Annotated in this window: 9 protein-coding genes and 1 pseudogene; 4 read left to right on the top strand and 6 right to left on the bottom strand. The window is 73.2% G+C overall.

Annotation, left to right across the window (positions count from 1 at the left end; genetic code table 11):
• Together EPD83_RS13465 and EPD83_RS20400 are read left to right on the top strand one after the other, a co-directional pair.
• Positions 1–296, top strand: a pseudogene (locus EPD83_RS13465) (glutamine synthetase); the annotation flags it as partial.
• Positions 297–526: 230 nt separating this feature from the next.
• Positions 527–6,802 carry a family 16 glycoside hydrolase gene (locus EPD83_RS20400; protein WP_205859527.1) on the top strand — a complete coding sequence of 2,092 codons (6,276 nt, stop codon included), beginning with the start codon at positions 527–529 and terminating at the stop codon, positions 6,800–6,802.
• Between the two features lie 106 nt (positions 6,803–6,908).
• Here the strand turns inward: EPD83_RS20400 and EPD83_RS13445 are convergent, their stop codons facing one another.
• Positions 6,909–7,703, bottom strand: coding sequence for a helix-turn-helix transcriptional regulator (locus EPD83_RS13445; protein ID WP_164896114.1), 795 nt, complete (start codon positions 7,701–7,703; stop codon positions 6,909–6,911).
• A 424-nt stretch (positions 7,704–8,127) separates the two neighbouring features.
• Between EPD83_RS13445 and EPD83_RS13440 the strand changes: the two genes are divergently transcribed.
• Positions 8,128–9,207: a DUF1702 family protein gene (locus EPD83_RS13440; protein WP_164896116.1), complete on the top strand. Its 1,080-nt coding sequence runs from the start codon at positions 8,128–8,130 to the stop codon at positions 9,205–9,207.
• Complete coding sequence (locus EPD83_RS13435; RefSeq protein ID WP_128365442.1) at positions 9,204–10,568, top strand: cytochrome P450; 1,365 nt, start codon at positions 9,204–9,206, stop codon at positions 10,566–10,568. Before EPD83_RS13440 ends, EPD83_RS13435 begins: the two co-directional genes overlap by 4 nt.
• Here EPD83_RS13435 and EPD83_RS13430 read toward each other — a convergent pair.
• Genes EPD83_RS13430 through EPD83_RS13415 form a run of 5 tightly spaced genes read right to left on the bottom strand, consistent with a single transcriptional unit; the run spans position 10,513 to position 20,333 of the window.
• A complete protein-coding gene (locus EPD83_RS13430; RefSeq protein ID WP_128365443.1) occupies positions 10,513–11,133 on the bottom strand; it encodes a flavin reductase family protein in 621 nt (206 codons plus the stop codon). The genes EPD83_RS13435 and EPD83_RS13430 overlap by 56 nt on opposite strands.
• An 8-nt stretch (positions 11,134–11,141) precedes the next feature.
• Positions 11,142–11,621 carry an acyl-CoA thioesterase gene (locus tag EPD83_RS13425; protein ID WP_128365444.1) on the bottom strand — a complete coding sequence of 160 codons (480 nt, stop codon included), beginning with the start codon at positions 11,619–11,621 and terminating at the stop codon, positions 11,142–11,144.
• Positions 11,618–17,383, bottom strand: coding sequence for a type I polyketide synthase (locus EPD83_RS13420; RefSeq protein WP_205859526.1), 5,766 nt, complete (start codon positions 17,381–17,383; stop codon positions 11,618–11,620). Before EPD83_RS13420 ends, EPD83_RS13425 begins: the two co-directional genes overlap by 4 nt.
• Entirely contained in the window at positions 17,380–18,381 is a 1,002-nt protein-coding gene (locus EPD83_RS20395; RefSeq protein ID WP_205859525.1) for an enediyne biosynthesis protein UnbU, read from the bottom strand. Before EPD83_RS20395 ends, EPD83_RS13420 begins: the two co-directional genes overlap by 4 nt.
• A complete protein-coding gene (locus EPD83_RS13415) occupies positions 18,378–20,333 on the bottom strand; it encodes an ASPIC/UnbV domain-containing protein (protein ID WP_128365446.1) in 1,956 nt (651 codons plus the stop codon). Before EPD83_RS13415 ends, EPD83_RS20395 begins: the two co-directional genes overlap by 4 nt.
• Positions 20,334–20,403: the final 70 nt, after the last annotated feature.

The raw sequence follows: 20,403 nt of genomic DNA, 5'->3' as shown, positions 1-20,403 counted from the left end.
CGGCGCAGCTCATGGCCGGCCTCGACGGGATCAAGAACCGCATCGAGCCGCCGGAGCCCGTGGACAAGGACCTCTACGAGCTGCCGCCGGAGGAGCACGAGAACATCGGGCAGGTCCCGGCCTCGCTACCGGCCGTCCTCGACGCGCTCGAGGCCGACCACGAGTTCCTCCTCGAGGGCGACGTCTTCACCGAGGACCTCATCGCGGCCTGGATCGACTACAAGCGCACCAACGAGGTCGACCCGATCCGCTTCCGCCCGCACCCGCACGAGTTCGAGATGTACTTCGACATCTGAGCCGTCCGGTCACGGCCCGAGGGGCGCCTCCGCATCAGCGGGGGCGCCCCTCGCGCGTGTCCGGGACGGCCGTCGACCCCTTCCAAGACGGGTCTCGCTCCTCGGTCTCTTTTGCATTTGATCAGTCAGAAGTCTTGCCCTCCCAGACGAAAGACCTCTAGGTTCGGCGCTCGTGGTCGCATGCGGCCACGTCAGGACCCGTCTCGCCGTCACGCGCCAAGGATGCCGCCATGACCCGTAGGACCCGTCAGCGCTCGTTCCGCCGCTCCACCGGCGTGCTTCTCGCGAGTGCCCTCGCCGGACTCGGAGCCCTCGTCGTCCCGCCCGGGGCACTCGCCGCCGAGGCCGCCACCCAACCGGGCGCCACCCTGCGGGTGTACGACCTCGGGTCCGCGCGGCTCACCGAGCTGTGCACGCTGAAGTCCGGGCAGACGCCGAACGTCGACAAGTACGTCCCGGTCATCGACTACTCGACCGAGGCCGAGTTCGGCCTCAGCGACAACTTCATCTCGCACACGGTCGCCGACCTCGTCGTGCCCACCGACGGCGAGTACTCCTTCCGGCTGACCAGCGACGACGGCTCGCGGCTCACCATCGACGACACGCTCGTCGTCGACCACGACGGACTGCGTGGCATCGACCCGCCCGGGCTGGGGTCGACCACCCTCACCGCCGGCTCGCACCCGCTGCTGCTCGAGCACTTCGAGGCCGGCGGCGGCCAGCAGGTCACCCTCGAGTGGCGCGTCCCCGGCTCGGACACCTACGTCCTCGTCCCGACCGACGCCCTCGCCACCCCGGCGGACGTCGTCCGCGTCACCGCGCCCGGCAGCAAGGCCTGCGAGGGCGACACCGACTCCCCCGGCGACGGCATCCCGCTGGAGTCGGTCAACCCGATCTACGACCTCGTCGACCTGCGCCCCGGCGACTTCGAGCCGATGGTCTCGGCGATGGCCTGGGACGACCAGGACCGCCTGCTCGTCGCGACCTCCGGCAACGTCAGCCCCGGCGGCCCGGTCGACGACCCGGAGTCCGGCGAGGTCTTCCGCCTCGAGGGCGTGCTGGAGGCCGACGGCCCCGAGGACGTCACGGTGACCAAGATCGCCGGCGACCTGCTCAACCCGATGGGCATGACCGTCGTCGAGGGCACCGTCTACGTCTCCGAGCGCAACGGGCTCACCGCGCTGCGGCCCGACACCGACGGCGACGGCCTGCTCGAGCAGGACACCATCGCCGAGTGGCCCTACGGCGGCACCTTTCACGAGTTCGCCTTCGGCCTCATCCACCGCGACGGCGCCTTCTGGGTCAACCTGTCGGTCGCCATCGACGCCGGCGGTGCGACGACGAACCCGCAGCCGGCGGAGAACCGCGGCACGGCCATCCGCGTTGACGACGAGACCGGTGAGGTCACCTACGTCGCGAGCGGCCTGCGCACCCCCAACGGCATGGGCATCGGCCCCGACGGCGAGATGTTCATCAGCGACAACCAGGGCGGCTGGCTGCCCGGGTCGAAGATCATGCACCTCGAGCAGGGCCGCTTCTTCAACCACCGCACGAACCCGGCGGGCCCCTTCGACGACGAGCCCGTGACCCGTCCCGTCGTGTGGCTGCCGCAGAACGAGATCGGCAACTCCCCGAGCAACCCCGTCCTCCTGCAGGACGGTCCGTTCGCCGGCCAGTTCGTCATCGGCGACGTCACCTACGGCGGTCTGCAGCGGGCCTTCGTCGAGACCGTCGACGACCAGTACCAGGGCGCCGTCTTCCGCCACACCGCCGGCCTCGAGGCGGGCGTCAACCGCACCCTCCTCGGCCCCGACGGGTCGCTGTTCGTCGGTGGCATCGGCGAGGCGGGCAACTGGAGCGAGAACGGCAAGCTCAAGTACGGCCTGCAGAAGCTGGAGCCCAACGGGGCCACCGCTTTCGAGATGCACGAGATGCGGGCCACCGCCACCGGCTTCGACGTCGAGTACACCGAGCCGCTGAGCGCGGAGACCGCCGCCGGCCTGGCCGACGCCTACCAGCTGCAGCAGTGGACCTACAGCCCCGCGACGACCTACGGCGGGCCGAAGATCGGCGAGGAGACGCTCGCCGTCTCCGGCGCGACCCTGTCCGAGGACGGGCGCACCGTCTCCCTCGAGGTCGAGGGCCTGAAGAAGAACCGCGTCGTGCACCTGCGTTCCCCGCGCTCCTTCACGAGCGCCGAGGGCGAGGAGCTGTGGACCACCGAGGCCTGGTACACCCTCAACGAGCGCCCGGGCGACGACGAGCAGCCGACCTTCCTCGAGGCCGAGGAGGGCCAGCTCGACGGTGGCGCGACGATCGCCACCGACCACCCCGCCTACTCCGCCGACGGCTTCGTCGCCGGCTTCGACGAGCGCCACGCCGGCACGACCTTCCGGGTCGAGGCCGACGCGGCCGGCAGCGCCGACCTCGGGCTGCGCTACGCCAACGGACCCGACCCCTTCCGTGGGGACAAGACCCTCTCCCTCGTCGTCAACGGCGAGCGCCGGCAGGTGACCTTCCCGTCCACCGGCACCTGGGACACCTGGTCGACCCTCCTGGAGCGCGTCGAGCTGGAGCCCGGGACCAACACCGTCGAGGTCGAGGTCGGCCCGAACGACACCGGCCACGTCAACCTCGACGCGATGTCCGTGCGGCCCGCCGGCGAGCGCATCGAGCTCCTCGGCGCCGACGGTGACCTCTCGGAGTGGCAGCACCCCGACGGCCGTTCCCCCGAGTGGCCCGCTGCCGGCGAGGGCGTCGTCGAGGTCTGCTGCGGCGACCTGCGCACGAAGGAGTCCTTCGGCGACTACCGGCTGCACGTCGAGTTCTGGCTGCCGGAGTACCCGGCCGACGTCACCGGCCAGGAGCGCGCCAACTCCGGCGTCTACCAGCAGGACCGCTACGAGGTGCAGGTCCTCGACTCCTACGGGGTCGAGCCCCTGGCGACGAACGACGCCGCGGCGATCTACCAGCAGAAGGCGGCCGACACCAACGCCGCCACCCCCGCCGGCACGTGGCAGAGCTACGACGTCGACTTCACCGCGGCCCGCTTCGACGCCGACGGCACCAAGGTGTCCGACGCCCGGATCACCATGGACTGGAACGGCGAGCGGGTCCACGACGACGTCGCCATCACCGGTCCGACCGGGGGCGGCGCCGCCGAGACCCCGGCCGCCGGCCCGATCCGGCTCCAGGACCACGGCAACCCCGTCCGCTACCGCAACATCTGGGTGGAGCGCGAGTACAACGAGGTCCCGACGCTGACGGCGTCCGCGGAGCCGACGAGCGGCAACGTCCCGCTGGACGTCGCCTTCACCGCCTCGGCCACGGACCCGGAGGGCACCGACGTCTCCTACGCCTGGGACTTCGGTGACGGCACCGCGACCGCCACCGGCGCGGAGGCGGCGCACACCTACGAGACGCCCGGCACCTTCACCGCCCGGGTCACGGCGACCGACGCCGACGGACGCTCCACCTCGCGGACCTTCCGCATCCGCGTCGGCCAGGACTGCGCCGACGACGTCGAGGCCTCCGACGAGTTCGAGGGCACCTTCCTCGACCGCTGCCGCTGGACCGAGATCGTCCGGGAGGACGCCGACCACTACCGGGTCACCGGCGGCCACCTGGAGATCGACGCCCTCGACGGCGACATGCACGGCGGGGCGACCAACGCCCGCAACCTCGTGCTCCAGGACGCCCCCGACGGCGCCTGGGAGGCCTCCGCGTTCGTCACCCTCCCCGAGGGGGAGCAGTACGAGCAGGCCGGCATCATCGTCCACGAGTCCGACCGGGACTTCGTCAAGCTCATGATGATGGACGACCCGGGCCAGGGCTGGGTGGCCGAGCTCGGGCAGACCATCGGCGGGCAGGCCGTCTTCGACGCCTCGCTCGACCGGGTGACCCTGCCGGCCGGCAGCAACACCTCCGGGATCTGGCTCAAGGTCACCTTCGACGGCGCCGGCTACACCGCGGCGTGGTCCGCGGACGGCGAGCAGTGGACCGCCCTCGGCCGGACCCGCCCGGGGTCCTCGATGCCCGACCCGCAGGTCGGTCTCGCGGCCTACAACGGCAACGGCCAGGCGGCGACCTTCGACTCCTTCCGCGTCGGAGCGGCCGACGTCACCACGTGCGAGACGCCGTTCACGCGCGACGAGGGCTTCCGGATGCTCTTCGACGGCACCGCGGCCTCGCTCGCCGAGTGGCGGATGGCCGGTCCGGGCGGCTTCGCCCTCCAGGAGGACTGCTCGATCCTGTCCCAGGGCGGCCTCGGCCTGCTCTACCACCCGGAGGAGCTGGAGTCCTACCGGCTGACCCTGGACTGGAAGCTCGCCGGTGACGACAACGGCGGCGTGTTCGTCGGCTTCCCCGACCCGGGCACCGACCCCTGGCTCGCCGTCGACCGCGGCCGCGAGATCCAGATCGACGCCACCGACGACGCCGACTCCACGACGGGCGCGGTCTACAACGCCCAGGCGGCCGACGTCGAGGCCCGCGACGCCGCGCTCAACCCGCCCGGCGAGTGGAACACCTACGAGATCGTCAAGACCGGTCCGCGGATCCGGGTCCTGCTCAACGGGAGCGAGATCAACGACTTCACCGAGACCGACCCGGCCCGGCTGAACACCCCGAGCCTGGTCGGCATCCAGAACCACGGCAACGGCGACGAGGTCTACTACCGCGACATCCAGGTCCAGGACCTGGAGACCCCGGACGGCCCGGCCCCGACCCTGGAGCTGACCGCACCGGAGCAGGACGCGGTGCTGGACGACGGTGACGTCCGCGTGGCCGGCACGACCGACGCCGTGGAGGTCGACGTCCGTGTCGGCACCCGCCGGTGGACGACGACGCCGCAGGACGGTGCCTTCGAGGTCGACGTGGCGCTGGCCAACGGCTCGCACGAGGTCGTCGTCTACGCCTACGCGGAGGACGGCTCGTCCACCGTCGAGCGGCGCACCGTCGTCGTCCGCGACTTCGGCGAGCTCGTCGGGTCCCTCACGGACCCGGCCGGCGACGACGACGGTCCGGGCACGTACGTCTACCCGGCGAACGAGGTCTTCGAGGACGGGGTCTTCGACCTCACCGGCCTCGAGGTCTACCGCGACGGCGAGGACCTGCGCTTCGTCACGAGCATCGACGGACCGGTGACGAACCCGTCGGCGTGGGGCGGTGACCAGGTGTCCATGCAGCGGGTCAACGTCTACGTCGGCGACGGCTCCGGCGAGGCCGCCGCGGCCCTGCCCGGCACGAACATGGACACCGCGAGCGCCTGGAGCGCGGCGGTGGTCATCGACGGCCGGTTCGGCCTCGCCGGGGTCTACGCCCCGGACGGGACGAAGCTCGCCGACGGCGAGATGTTCAGCGTGCCGTCCGAGCACCGCTTCGGCGTCACCGTCCCGGCGAGCGCCTTCGGCGACCTCGACCCGGAGCGGGCGCGCTACGGCACCGCGATGTTCGTCAACGCCGAGGGTGGTGAGGGGATCGGCAACGTCCGGCCCGTCTACGACCTGGAGTACTGGCAGAACCCGCCGGCCGGGCTCGGCTTCGTGCGCGACTGGCGGCTCGGCGGCGGCGCCGGCGAGTGGGACGACAGCCCGGCGCACGACACCGACCTGCGTGACCCCAACGCGCTCGACGTCCTCGTCGGGCCGGGCCAGCAGCAGGCGACCGTCATGGACTGGACGGCCTCCTCCCCCGTGCGGCTGCCGATGGTGGCGCTCGACGGGACGCAGGAGCCGCTGACCCTCGAGGTCTCGCTCGACCCGTCGGCGCCCGACGGCGAGGCCGGCTGGTACGTCTCGCCGGTCACGGTGTCGGCGACGACCGTCGAGGACGCCACGGTCGACGTCGACGTCGACGGCAGCGGCTGGACGGCGATGCCGGCCGGCGGGCTCGTCGTCGACGAGGACGGCGAGCACGAGATCCGGGTGCGGGCCGTGCGCGGCGAGGAGTCCACCGAGGTCGAGACGGTGACGGTGAAGCTGGACGCCACCGCCCCGGTCGTGACCGTCGACGGGCTGGAGGACGGCGCGTCCGTCGGGACCTCGGAGGTCCTGGACCTCGGGCTGCTCGTCGAGGACGCCACGAGCGGTGTCGACTCCGTGGCGGTGACCCTCGACGGCCGGGCCGTCGGCACCGGCGCGGCCGAGCAGTCGCTGCCGCTGGACGCCTCGACGCTCGCCGTCGGCGAGCACGTCATGCGGGTCCGGGCGAGCGACGTCGCCGGGTCGACCACGACGCTCACCCTCACCTTCACGGTGACGGCGTCGGTGGCCGACGCGACGGCCCTGCTCCAGCGGTTCGCGGCGGACGGCGACGTCGACGCCAAGACCGAGCGCACGCTGGCCCGTCAGCTGGGCAAGGCCCAGGACTGGCTGGACCGTGACCGCGACGGTCAGGCCGTCCGGGAGCTGCAGAAGGCCCGTCAGACGGTGCTGGGCATCCAGGACGCGACGGCGCGGGCGGCCCTGCTGCGGACGCTCGACGCGGTCCTGGGCGACCTGCGCTGAGGCCTCGCAGGCCGGCGGCGGACCACGAGGTCCGCCGCCGGCGTGCGCGTCCCGCTTGCCGTTGCGGGCGGTGCGCGGTGGTCGGGTCGTCGTCCGGGACGTGGACTCAGCCGACGAGAGCCGGCCGCAGGACCGGCAGCCCCCGCGCGTGCAGCTCGGGCAGAGCGGTGAGCGGCGGGATGACGTGCGCCGGTGCCGCGGCCATCGGCAGCTCGACGTCGACGGCCCCGCGGTCGTGGTGGGTCACGGCTCCCAGGGCGAGGACCGGCCCCGGACCGGCGGCCGGTGCGCCCGGCCCGGAGGCCAGCGTCACGGCCTGGACCGTCCAGGCGCGACCGGCGACCGGCGCCTCGAGGGTGAACGCGGACTCCGCCCCGGAGAGCACCGCGCACGAGGCGGGAACCCCGAAGGGGTCCGAGCCCTTGAACAGGCCCACGTAGGTGACGGCGTCGGCCGGGACGTCGGCTCGCACCAGGCTGCCCCGCACGAGCGAGGCGCCCGTGCGGCCCGGACCAGGACGTGCAGGGCGGCCCGCCGGTCCGAGGTCCAGGTCCTCGCCGCGGTGGAGCGCCCGGTACTCCTTGGGCGTGACGCCCACCGTGGTGCGGAACCTCGTGCAGAAGGCGCCCATCGAGCTGTACCCGACCGCCAGGGACAGGTCGGTGATGGACATGCTGGGGTCGGTGGCGAGCAGCTGCTTGCTCGTCGCGATCCGGATGGCGGTCAGGCACTGGCCCGGCGTCATCCCCGTCACCGTCTTGAAGCGGCGCAGGAAGTAGAACTTGCTGTAGCTGACGTGCTCCGCCAGCCGGTCGAGGGTCACGTCGCCGTCGCAGTTGAGGCGCATGAACGCGATGGCCTCGAGCACGGCGGGGTCCTGCTGGTCAGTGGCTGTCGACATGGGTGCTGCTTCCTTTCTCCGGCCGTGCGGACGCATTGACGACGGGAGCCCGCAAGCGGGCCCGACCCCACGTCCGGCGGCTCACCGCTCGGTCTCTCGCCGCGATGTCCGGGGCCACGCGGACGTGGCCGTACCGGATCCCCCAGGCCGAGGTGCCCGAGCGCCGTGCGCGTCGGCACTGACGCGGCTCGCGACGTCGGACGCCGTCGGAACCCGCCGGTCCCGCTGCGGACCACCCGCATCGAACCGGTGGGCCCCTCCGAGCCCGACTGCTGAACGGAGCAACACGCTAGGTCCGGCATTCCCTGGCCCCGGCAAGAATTGCGTAAGTGTTCCTTCTGGAAATGGTCCCGAAGTGGCAAAGTACGCGAACAGGGCAATCCGAAGAAAGCGGAGAGCCGGTGCTCGCTGCGAGGCTCGAAAGATGACCCGCTACCCGGCCGGCAGGTCCGGCGGCCCCGGCACCACCCTTGCGCGCACCGCGTTCCCGGCGGCCCTGCGGCACTTGCGCCGCCGGGCCCTGACGCCGCCGCGACGACGCGTCGACCCTACGGTCCGCGGCTTCGCGCCTGCGGTCGAGAGGGCCCGGCCGAACCTCGAGCGGGCGGGGCACGGCTTCCTCGACGGGTACACGCTGGCCATGACGAGCCCGGGACCACACGCCTTGGCCGATGCGCTCGGCGGTCTCGAGCCCGAGCGGCGGGGATTCGCGTACGAGGGTGCGGGCATGGCTCTGGCGGTCCTGGACGGAATGCCCTTCTCGCACGGCCGACACCTCGCGAGCTTCCTCGCGGACGGCGGCGAGCAGCACGTCTACCTGGTCCACGTCGGCGCCGGGTGGGCGCTCGCGGTCCTCCCACGCTCCCGGTGGTACGCGGCCCTCCGCGGCGTCGAGGACCCCGTCCTGGCCTGGCTGGCGTTCGACGGTTTCGGCTTCCACCGGGCGTACTTCCGGACGGACCGGCACGTGCGGGCCCGGGTGGCGCCGTGGGTGGACTGGCCCGACCGGGACCCGACCGGGTACGCGCGACACGCCGTGGACCAGGGCATCGGCCGGGCGCTGTGGTTCGTCGAGGGTGCCGACCCCGACCGCGTCGCCCGCACCGTTGCGACCTTTCCGGCGTCTCGCCGAGCCGACCTGTACGCGGGTGTCGGCCTGGCGGCGACCTACGCCGCCGGGCTCGACGAGGACGGGCTCCGCCGTCTGCGTGCCGAGGCCGGCGCGCACGCGGCCGACGTCGCGCAGGGGTCGGTCTTCGCGGCCGAGGCCCGGGTGCGGGCGGGCGAGGTCACCGGCGAGACCGAGCGAGTGGTCCGCGTCCTCACGGGGCTCGAGGTCGGGGCGGCGTCGAGGCTCGCGTCGACGACTCGTCCCACCGAGGCGCTCGTCGACGGCGCCCCCTCCTACGAGGCCTGGCGCCGCGCGATCCGGGAGCAGTGCCCAGGCCCGGCGCCGCTGGCCGACGCGTCTCGTGGGCCCGGACCGCACGCGGGTCCGCGGTGACCGCCGCGCCGACCTGCGCGACGGTGGTCCCGCCGGCGCTGCGCGGCACTGCCGCCCTGCGCGCGCTCTCCGGGATGGTGCGGGACCGCCCGCGGCTCATGGCCGAGCTGGCCCGGACCTACGACGCCGTGCGGCTCCCCCTGGGTCGAGCCGGTCTCTGGTACCTGACCCACCCCCACCATGCCCAGCACGTCCTGGCGGGCAACGCAGCCAACTACGTCAAGGGCATCGGCCAGCGGCAGGCCCGCCGGGCCCTCGGCGACGGCCTGCTGACGAGCGAGGGCGAGGAGTGGCGGGAGGCCCGCTCGACCACGCAGCCGGTCTTCGCACGGGACCGGTCGAGCCTCGTGGCGTCCGTCGTCGACCGCGAGACCCTGGCCCTGGCCGGTCGCCTGTCGGACGGAGGCGGCGAGCTGACCCTGGACCTGCGGAGCGTGCTGACCGGCCTCACCCTCGGCGTGCTCGGACCGACCGTCTTCGGTGACGACCTGCGCCGGTTCACCCGGCTCGGGCAGGCGTTCGACACGGTGCAGGAGCAGGCGGTCTTCGAGATGCTCACCCTGGGCCGGGTCCCGCCCTGGCTCGACCCGCTGCGCGCGCGGCGGTTCCGCCGGGCGATGCGCTACCTCGACGACGTGGTGAACCAGCTCGTCGACGCCCACCGGGTCCGGTGCGGCTCGTCCGACCGGCGTAGCGACCTCGTCGGACTCGTCCTCGCCCGGGAGGACAAGGCCGAGGACGGACTGCGACACCTCCGAGACCAGCTGGTGACGATGCTGCTCGCCGGCCACGAGACCACGGCCGGCACGCTCGCCTGGGCCATGCAGCTTCTCGCCGCACACCCCGAGGCCGCGGCCCGGGTGCGCGCGGAGGCCCGGTCGGTCCTCGGCGACGGCCCCGACCCCGAGCCCGAGACGCTCATGCACCGGCTCCCCGTCACGACGGCGGTCGTCCACGAGACCCTCCGCCTGCATCCGCCGGTGTGGATCCTCACCCGACGCGCCCTGGACGCGGACGTCGTCGGTGGCTACCACGTGCCGGCGGGTTCCGAGGTCGTGATCTGCCCGTACGCCCTGCACCGCGACCCGCGCTTCTGGCCCGCTCCGGAGCAGTTCCGGCCCGACCGCTTCATGGGCGTCTTCCCCGCGGCCGCGCGGTACGCCTACCTCCCCTTCGGCGCCGGCCCGCGCAGCTGCGTGGGCCGGACGCTGGGGTTGGTCGAGGCGGTGGTCGCCCTCGCCCGGCTGTACCGCACGCTCGACCTCGTCCCGGCCTCCGAGGGGCGAACGCGGGCGAACGCCATGCTCACCTTGCGCCCGGCCGACTCCCTCCGGGTCCGGGTGCGGTCGGCCGCGGTCTGAGCCCGACCTCAGGCGGGGGCCCGGGATCGGCGTTCACGTCGCCGACGCGTGCGAACCGCCCGCGCACGAAGACCAGGCTCGTCCCGGTCGGTCGCACGGGGTGCAGCCAGTGCACCTCACCGACGTAGATGACGTGGTCGCCCGCGGAATGGACGTCCCGCACCCGGCACTCGAGCCCGGCCGTGGCGGAGGTGATGACGGGGACGTCGACCCGTCGGCCCCACTGCCATTCCACCGACTCCAGGCTGCGCGTCCCGGACCCCCGCGAGGGAGAGGCGAAGTGCCTCGCCACGTCCTCCTGGTCACCGGGCAGCACGTTGACCGAGAACGGGGACCCTCGGACGAGTCGGCGCTCGACCCGGGACCCCTTGCCGGCGCAGAAGAGGACCAGCGGCGGCGCGAGGGACACGGAGGCGAACGAGTTGACCGTGACCCCCACCGGGTCCCTCCCGCCGGTGACCACGACGGTGACCCCCGTGCAGAACGTGCCGAGCGCGTCGCGGTAGTCCCGTTCGTGCCACGCCGTCCGGCCCGGCACCGGTGGCACCGTCGGCAGCGCGGACATCGCCCGCCTCACCGCCCCGAGGAGCCGACGACCAGCGAGGTGGCGGAGTCGGCCGGCACCGTCGCGGCGTAGGGGCGCAGCGCCGCGACCAGCGCCTCGGGCACCCGGGTCGGGGTCGTGGCCCGGTTGTCCCCGCTCATGCACGCCACCCGTTGACGGCCCCGGCCCACCAGGACCTCCCTTCCGCCGGTGACGTCGACGTACTCGAACGCGAACTCGACCTGGGTCTGGGTGAGGTCGCGGAGGGACATCCGGACAGACAGCTCGTCGAAGGCCGAGATCTCACCGAAGTACTCGCACTCGACCTTCACGGTGAACAGCTTCAAGCCGGTGCGGATCTCGTCGATCACCGAGGGCGCCCGGTCCTTGAGGAACATCTCGCGACACCGGCCCTGCCAGCGCAGGTAGTTCACGTAGTACACGTTGCCGACGAGGTTGGTCTCCTCGAAGCCGACGGTGTGCCGCAGCTCATAGTACGGGATGGTCATGCTCGTCCTCTCCTCGCGAAGGCGACGACGTAGTCACCGTCGTCTCGCACCGTGGCCCGGAAGGTGCTGACTTCGCAGCCGCCGGAGGAGAACACCGACCAGTCGTCCTCGGTCAGCGAACGCACCTCCAGGTCCGCCGGCAGCACGCCGGCGCCCAGCTTCAGGAGCGCCTCCCTGGCAGCCCACACCCTGGTCGCACTCGTGTGGCGGTCCTCGCGCAGGCCGGTCCCGACGTGCTCGGCCAGGGCCATGCCGTGCCCCCCGAGCAGCTGACGCCACACGGCGTCCGAGCGCTCCTCGACCACCTGCAGGTCGCACCCCACGGGGTCGTCACCGACGACGGCCAGGGTCATGCGGCGGCTGTGCGAGGCGCTGACCCCGAACCCCTCGAGCTGCGGCCGGCCGTCCTCGCGGTGGACGACCTCGACCGCGGCGCCGAGGATCGAGCCGACCACGGAGGCGGTCGACGCCGCACCGGAGGCGGTCAGGGAGTGCTGCGGACCCGCGGGGTCGTCCACGGGAGGCCGCTGCAGGGCCACCCGCAGCTCGTGCCCGAGCCGTCGCTCCAGGTAGGGACCGAGCATCTCGGGCACCCAGGGAGCCCGGGTCCCGCGGTCCATGACGGCGACCAGCTCCAGGCCGGTCCACCGGGCGAGCACTGTGCCGGTCTCGTCGCTCACCGCGAGGTCGTACCGGTAGGTGGACCCGTCGTGCGCGACCTCGTGCGCGTCCAGCCACAGGTGGTCGGTGCCGGGCGGAACCGCACGCGCCGCCACCTGCGCCACGGCCACGGGGAGCAGGGTCGCCGTGGGCACGCACACCTGGAGCGCGTGCATGAAGGCGTCACGCGCGGCCGGGTCGGCGAGGAGGAGCCCGCCGGGCTGCAGGTGCCCGAACCACGACCGGTCGGGTGTCAGCGCCAGGCGGGCGAGGCACCCGGTGGCCGAGATCCTCCGGTACCCCGTCACGGCCTGGAACCGGGACCCCTGGAACATGATCGTCCCGTAGAGATCGGTGGCCGGGTCGACCGGAGCCACGCTGGCGTCGCGCCGAGCGGTGGTGACGCCGAGATCCTCGTCCTGGAGACGGACGACCGCCGAGAAGTGGTCGACGAGGAACCCGGTCTCCGAGCTGCGCACGGCCACCCGGACGCCGTCGTCCTCGGCGAGGGCGACTACCCGGATCGTCGTCCGGCCGTCGACGGGGACGACCACGGGCCGCTCGAACCGAGCATCGTGGAACTGGGGTGTCGCGTCCTCGTCCAGGAGTGCGGCGGCGACCTGGGCCATCGCCTCGAGGCCCATGACCGCGGGGAAGAGCAGCTGGCCGTCGAGCTCGTGCTCGGCCAGGTACGGGTCCGAGGTGACGTCCAGGTTCGCCTCGACGACGAGCTCGACGTCCGGCAGGAAGAAGACCTCCCGCTCCAGGAAGCGCAGCAGGGGCAGCCGCCGCGACGCGAACGTCACCGTCGGCCGTGGCGCCACCCGGCCGGTCACGGTCATCGTCACGGGCAGGTCCGGCGTGGCGAGGATCCGACCGAACGTCGCGACCCCCTCGTCCAGGGGGATCGGCTGGATCCCCTCCCGGACCAGCGAGTCCAGGACGTCGAGTCGCTCGCCCATCCCGGTGCCCGCCCAGACCGACCACTCGAGGGCGATGCACCGGCAGTCGGCGAGCCGGTCAGCGACCCGCTCGACGTCGCGCCGGAGCTGGTCGTTCGCGCCGGCGTAGTGCGCCTCCCCCGGCAGGCCCGCGCGGCCGATGATGCTGCAGAAGGCCACGAGCAGCCTCAGCCGCTCGGGTGGGACCGCGTCGAGCACGTGCCGCAGCCCGTCGACCTTGGTGCGCGTCGTCGCCGCGTGGTCGGCCGCCGTGAGCGACTCCAGGGGGGTCGGGGTGTTGATGCCGGCACCGTGCAGCACCCCGGTGACCGGACCGAGGTCGCGCTCGGTCGCCTCCACGGCGGCCGCGACGGCCGCCCGGTCGGTGACGTCCGCGCGGTAGTAGCGGGCGCGGACACCGGCGCCGAGGAGTGCCTCCAGGGTCGAGCGGACCGCCGGGTCCTCGGCCGGGCTGCGGCCGACCAGCGCCAACGCGCACCCGGTACTGCGGGCGACGTGCCGGGCGCACTCCAGGGTGATCCCCTGGGCGCCACCGGTGACGAGGATGACGTCGTCCGCGCCCAGCCCCATGTCCCCGTCCCGCGACAGCGGGACCGGTGCCAGCACCGGGGTGCTGCGCCCACCGGCCTCGTCGTACCAGACCTCGGAGAAGCCGGAGGTGGCCGCGACGTCGTCCGCTAGGTGCTCCACGATCCCGTCCGGGACCGTCCCGGCGGGCAGCTGCAGTACCGTCACCGTGGTCTCGGGGTGCTCGAGGTGCAGGGTCTTGGCCAGTCCGGCACCGCCGTGGTCCGCGTCGTCGAGGGTGACGAGGCGCGACACGCCCGACAGGGCGGCGACGCCGGCCTCGTGCAGCGCCTTGGCCCGCTCCTGGCCGGGCACGAGGCCCGGAGCCAGGAGGACCCCTCCCCCGGGTAGCCGCGCCCGCAGCGCGGCGGGCAGGTCGGACACGGAGCCGGGCAGGCGACCCACGACGTGCCAGCCGCCCTCCTCCCCCGCCTCCCGGTTCACCGGGCGGGGCTCGGACGCCGGGACGGTGCGCACGGCGAAGGCCCGGACCCACGGGCCCGCGCCCGGTGCCTCCTCCGGCCTCTCCGTCGAGGCCTCGGCGTCCCCGGCCGCGCTACGCAGGACGGCCGCGATGTCCTGCACCGACGCGGTGGCGACGATCGAGCTGATGGGCGGCAGGACGACGTCGAGGATCCGTGCGGCCTCACCGGCGATGTGTGTGACGGTGATGCTGCTGAGGTGCAGCTCGTCCAGCGGCCGGGTGCCGGGCCGGATCTCGTCCAACGGCAGCTCGACGCGCTCGGCGAGCAGGTGACATAGGATTTCCAGCGGGTCGGCTCCCGCCCGCACGTCGGTGGCCACCGGACCGGGTGGCGCCTCGCCGACCTCGGGCAGGTCGGGGCCTTCCGGCACCGCCTCGCAGGGAGAGGTGAGGAAGAGCGGCTCGTGGTCCAGGTCGAGCGGCCGGACGAACCGGTCGGCCGACAGCGCCTTGAGGTCGGGGTCGGCCCCGCACACGAACGCCGCGGCGACGACCTGCAGTACACCTTCCAGGGTGTCGGAGTCGGTGCGCATCGCGACGATGGGCAGGTCGGGGACGATGTCGGTGGTCAGGTCGGTGAGGACCGTGCCGGGTCCAACCTCCACGAGGAGGTCCACCTCGGCCGCCGCCCGGCGGACCGCCGCCTCGAAGCGCACCGGCATCCGGATCTGACCCCGCAGCGAGGCACGCAGTGGTGTGCCGACCTCGACAGGCTCCCCGCTCACCGTCGAGAACAGCCCGCGCCGCGTCGTCCGGCACTCCTCACCGAGCTCGTCGAGGTGGACGGCGAAGCCGGTCTCGGCCGCCGCGACGTCCTCGGAGTGGAAGGCGTCGGACACTTTGAGCCGCACGCCCGGGACGCCCCGGCCGCGGGCGCGCGCCAACACGGCGTCGACCTCCTCGGCCGGCCCGGACACGACCGTCTGGCGCGGTCCGTTGTAGCCGGCGACGACGACGGCGGTCCCCGCCACCAGCCCGGCGGTGGTCTCGGCGCCCGCGCGCAGCGAGGCCATGGCTCCGGTGCCGCTCGAGGCCTCGCTCATGAGCCGACCACGGCGCGCGGCGGCCGACACCGTGCCGCGGGCGCCCCACGCACCCGCCCAGTGCAGGGCAGCCAGCTCACCGAGGCTGTGTCCCACCGCGGCGTCCCCCTCGATCCCGAGGGCCCGCAGCACGGCCAGGCCGGAGAGGGACGCGCTGACGATCCTCGGCTGCGCCGTCTCGGTCGCGGGACCGGGCGGAAAGGTCCCCACGGCGTCGTAGAGCTCCGCGGCCGCGGCGAACCTGCGCCGCAGCGCGCCGCCGTCGCCCCGCCCCGGGGCCCCCTGGCCGGGGAAGAGGAACGCGACCCGTCCCCCGCCGTCGCGCCGGCCCAGGAAGAGGCCGCCCTCGGGGTCGGTCAGGTGGGTCCGCCCGTGCTCGACCTGCGTCGCGAGCTGCTCCAGGCGGTCCGCGGCGGACCCCGGGTCGGACGCGACCACTGCGGCTCGCAGGTCCCCCTCGCCGAGTCCGGCGCCCTTCCCCGCGAGCGTGGTCGCGAGGTCGGCGAGCTCGGCGTAGGAGAGCCGCCTCGCGAGCCCCGCGGTCGAGCGCAGGCGGCCCGCCAGAGCCCCGCGGTCGGCGCCGGTGACCACGAGGAGCTCGGCGTCCTGGGCGGACCGGGCCGCCGCCGCGACCGACCCCGGGTCGCTGCTCAGCATGTGGTCGGGGTGGCCCTCCAGCGTGAGGTGACCGTTGATGCCCCCGAACCCCATGGCCGACACCCCGGCACGACGCGGCCCCTCCGGCCAGACCTCGGGCTCGCACGGCAGGCGGACGCCGCAGTCCTCGTCGAGCAGCATCGGGTGCGGCTGGTCGTTCCCGGTCACCGGCGGCAGGACCCCGTGGTAGACGGCGAGCGTCGCCTTGAGCATGCCGGCGATGCCCGCCGCGGCCTTGGTGTGACCGATGTTGCCCTTGACGGTGCCCACCGGCAGGGGGGCCGAGTGGGGGTCGGCCTCCCGCCGGGCGGAGGAGAAGACACCGAGCTCGGTGGCGTCCCCCAACGGAGTGCCGGTCCCGTGTCCCTCCATGTACCCGAGGGCGTCGACCCCGTAGCCCGCCATCCGGTAGGCCCGGTCGATCGCCAGCCGATGCCCGCTCGCCTCCGGGCGGGTCATCCCGCCCGCGCCGTCGGACGAGCGACCCCAGCCCGTGATGACGGCGTAGATCCGCTTACCCGCCGCCAGCGCGTCCTCCTCGCGCATGAGCACCGCGACGCCGCAGCCCTCGCCCGGCCAGAACCCGTCCGAGTGCCGGTCGTAGACCCGCATCCGGCTGGTGGAGAGCGCCCCGGTCTTGGCGAACCCGACGAGCTCGAAGGGGTCGATGGACAGGTCGACCCCACCGACCACGGCCGCGTCGAGCGCACCGCTGGACAGCTGGTCGGTGGCGGTCAGGACGGCCAGCACGGAGGACGAGCAGGCCCCGTCGACCGTGTACCCGCCGCCTTCGAGGTCGTAGTGGTTGCACACCCGCCCGGCGATGGTGTTGGCGAGACCGCCGGCCAGGGTGTCCTCCGTGATCGCGGGGAACGGGCTCTTGTACTGCCGCTCGTAGGTGTCGACGAACCCCGCGACCCGGTCGGCGTCCCAGCCCTCCTCGAGCAGCGCGGCCGCCAGGGTGCGGCGCACGTACGGCCAGCGCAGCCGCATGACGGCGGCTCGGCTGAACTCTCCCGTCAGGGTGTTGCCGATGACGACGCCGGTCGTGGCGCGAGGCAGCCCGGCGGCATCGGCGAACCCGGCGTCGCGCAGCGCGTCGTCCACCGTCTCCAAGGCCAGCCAGTGGGTGAGGTCCGTCGAGCGGAAGGTGCTGCCGGACACCCGAAAGCGCGTGCGGTCGAACTCCCAGCCCTCAATGACGGCGGCCTTGGTGGCGTAGTGCCGGTCCGGGGCAGCCGGGTCCTGGCCGAAGTAGTCAGCCCCCATCCGCTCGCGGGGGATGGCGCGGAAGGCCCTCCGCCCGCCGAGGACGTTCTCCCACAGCTGGGTGGTGTCGGCCGCGTCGGGGTAGCGGCAGGCCATGCCGACGATGGCGACGCGGCTCACGAGAGCACCTCCGAACGCTCGAAGAACCGGCGGCTCCGGTACAGGGTCACCGCGTGGTGGACCCACCAGCCCAGGCCACGCAGGAGGCACACGACGGTCACCGCGAAGAAGAGGGTGTAGACGACGTTGACCGCGATGAGCAGGCCGTACACGACCGCGACCGAGGCGCCGAAGACGAACTGGGCCCGGGCCGGGAACGGGGTGGTGCCGGGGTCGGAGATCATGTAGTTGGTGAACAGGACGAAGGCGATACCGGTCATCACCGACAGGGCCGAGGTCAGCGACACGTCCATGAGCCAGTGCCGGACCACCGCCTGGATGACGAAGCCGCCGAGCCATCCCGCGATGAGGGGGATCTTGCGGGTCAGGGCGGCGTTCAGCGTCGTCCCGGCCGTGGCGATGACCAGGCAGATCGCGATCCCGAACAGGGAGTTGACCGACTCGCTGAACTGGTACGGGGGGGCGACGCTCACCCAGCTGCCGAAGAGCAGCAGGCTGACGCTGATCCCGAAGTTCGACGGGTTCATGTAGTGGCGCATGCGCCCGGCGATCGGCGCCTGCAGGACGTGCTTCGCGGTGACGCCCGCGACCACCCCCAGGAGGACCGGCCAGATCTGGTTGTTGGCGAACAGGAGCATGTTGACGGCCACTGCCGTGATGTGTGCCGGCAGGAGGAACTCGTAGACCCCCCGGGCACCCCGTCCGCGGAACCTGGCCGGGCGCTCGGTGGCCCAGGCGCTCAGCGCCTCGAAGGACAGCTCGGTGACGTACGCGGTGAGCACCGCGAGCACCGGCCACAGGTAGGGCTGCTCGAACCCGAGGAGCCAGTACCCGAGGACGTTGAAGACCGAGATGGACAGGGCGAAGTTGCGCAGGGCGATGTACCGGGGGTCCTTGCCCGGCGCGGGGGCGGCGGGCGCGGGCGTCGGGGCCGGCGTGGAGGCCCCGACCGGAACGGGCGCCGTGGTCGTCCTGGGCGGGTCGATGGTGGTGGTCACCGCGTCGTCTCCTTCATCGTGTCCGTGAGGACGAGCGTGTGGTTCCCGAGCGTCAGGGTGACGTCCTCGGTGTGCGGCGTGCCGTCGAGCTCGCGCCAGGAGACGGTCGCCATGACAGGGCCGGCCTCGTCGCCGAGACCGACGTGGACCGGGAAGGCCCGCTTGCCCGCGTGCCCGCTTCCCCCGTCGAGGCGGCCGACGCGGGTGGTCCCGTCCTGGGTGCGCACCCGCACCGTGGCGCCGTAGGCGGGTGTCGTGGCCCCCGACCCCGAGCCGCCGCCGACCGGCCGTACGAGTCGTAGCTCGAGAGCGGCCCCGACGTCGGTCGAGGTGTTGCGGTAGAAGACGGGGTCGGCCCACTGGTAGGCGACCGCGAAGTCGAGGGTTCCCGTGCCGGTGGTGTCGCCGACGGCGACACCGCGGCTCGGGGTGGGGATGTCGGTCCCGACCTGTTTCGTGATGTTCGCGTACCGGCCCGAACCGTCGGGTGCGTAGAAGGCCAGCTCCTGATGCCCGGCGACGTCCGCGCCCGGCTCGAACCTGGGCCACATCCCGGGCTGGCGGACGAGGACGTCGTTGGAGGTGGCCAGCTCCTGGAGCCAGGCCCACCGGTTGACGTCACCCTTGACGAAGCCGTCGGTCTGGACCACGTCGGGGGTCCCGGTGTTCCGGAAGTCGGCGGCCTTGACGTCCCAGGACCACCCGGTCCACGCCATGCCCACCTCCTCGGCCACCTGGGTGAACGGGGCCCGGCCCTCCTCCAGCGCCCGCGCCATCGCCGCCTCGTCGGCGGCGTCGTTGCGCCACACGAAGTTGCTCTCCTCCAGCCCCCAGGCCGTCGTGATGTTGCTGACGACCATGTCGAACCGGCCGCGGGCGGACAGGTCGGCGAAGTCCACGCCCATGCCCTTGAACGAGCCGCGGCCCAGGGCGAAGGACTTCGGGGTCGCCGGACCGCGCGACCCGGTGGCGACCTCGAAGGCGATGCGGTCCGTCGTCGAGACGTTGTGCAGGAGATGGTCGTGGCCGAAGTCGTTGGCGACGTAGACCTCCGGAAGCTGGTCGCCGTCCAGGTCGGCCGCGCCGAGACCCAGCACCCACCCGGTGGCCTGTCGGAACGGGACCGCGTCCTTGTCCTCGACGTACACCGGCCGGCCCGCGGCGTCGTTGCGGACCCACCGCAGCACTCGGGTGCCCCCGCCGTTCTCGGCGTGCGACAGCGAGTCGTTCATCGTGACGTCCTGGCGCCCGTGCGGGTCCAGCACCCCGGACTGGGGGAAGTAGTTGCCGACGACGACGTCCGGGTGCCCGTCCCCGGACAGGTCGTCGACCAGCACGGCGTTCGTGTTCCACGGCTCGCCGGCGTAGGTGTCCTGCGCCACGGAGGAGGACAGCAGCTCGGCCGGCGCGAAGTGCGAGGCGGACAGGGCCGAGGGCCTGTCCGGGCCGGGGCGCCCCAGCTGCAGTACCGGCGTGCGTCCCCAGTAGTAGACGAGCAGGTCGATACGGCCGTCGGCGTTGTAGTCGCCGGGCACACACCCCATGGGGGCGGCCGAGTCCGGCAGGGGCAACGGGGCCGGGTCGAGGGTGAAGGGCGTGAACCGGTCGCCCGCGGGCGCCGTGGGGGTGTAGGTGACCACCACGCTGTCGGTCCGCGGGTCGACCAGGCACATGCCGTCGTCGCGCCCGGACCCGGCCAGGTCGTTGATGGCCACGCCGGCGCCGACCGACGAGATCCAGGAGCGGATCCGTTCGTAGGCCGGGTTCACCGCGCGTACCTCCTGGTGCGGCAGCGCCTCGTAGCCGGGGGGCATCGCGATGGGGAGCCGCTCGAAGGCGTAGCCCTGCGCCGACACCGGCTCCGGGTCCGGCCTCCCGGCACTGGCGGTCGAGATGCCGTACAGGCCGGCCACGATGGCCAGCGCTGCGACGGCGGGGACGAGTCTGCGCATCCGGCTCATCTGGTCGCCCTCCCGAACATTCTGCGTCTGCGGTGAGATGTCTCGTCGTTCACCGTGTCAG

It is taken from the genome of Phycicoccus flavus, assembly GCF_004025965.2.
Classification (GTDB): domain Bacteria; phylum Actinomycetota; class Actinomycetes; order Actinomycetales; family Dermatophilaceae; genus Phycicoccus; species Phycicoccus flavus.
This window is presented reverse-complemented; position numbering and strand designations above follow the sequence as displayed.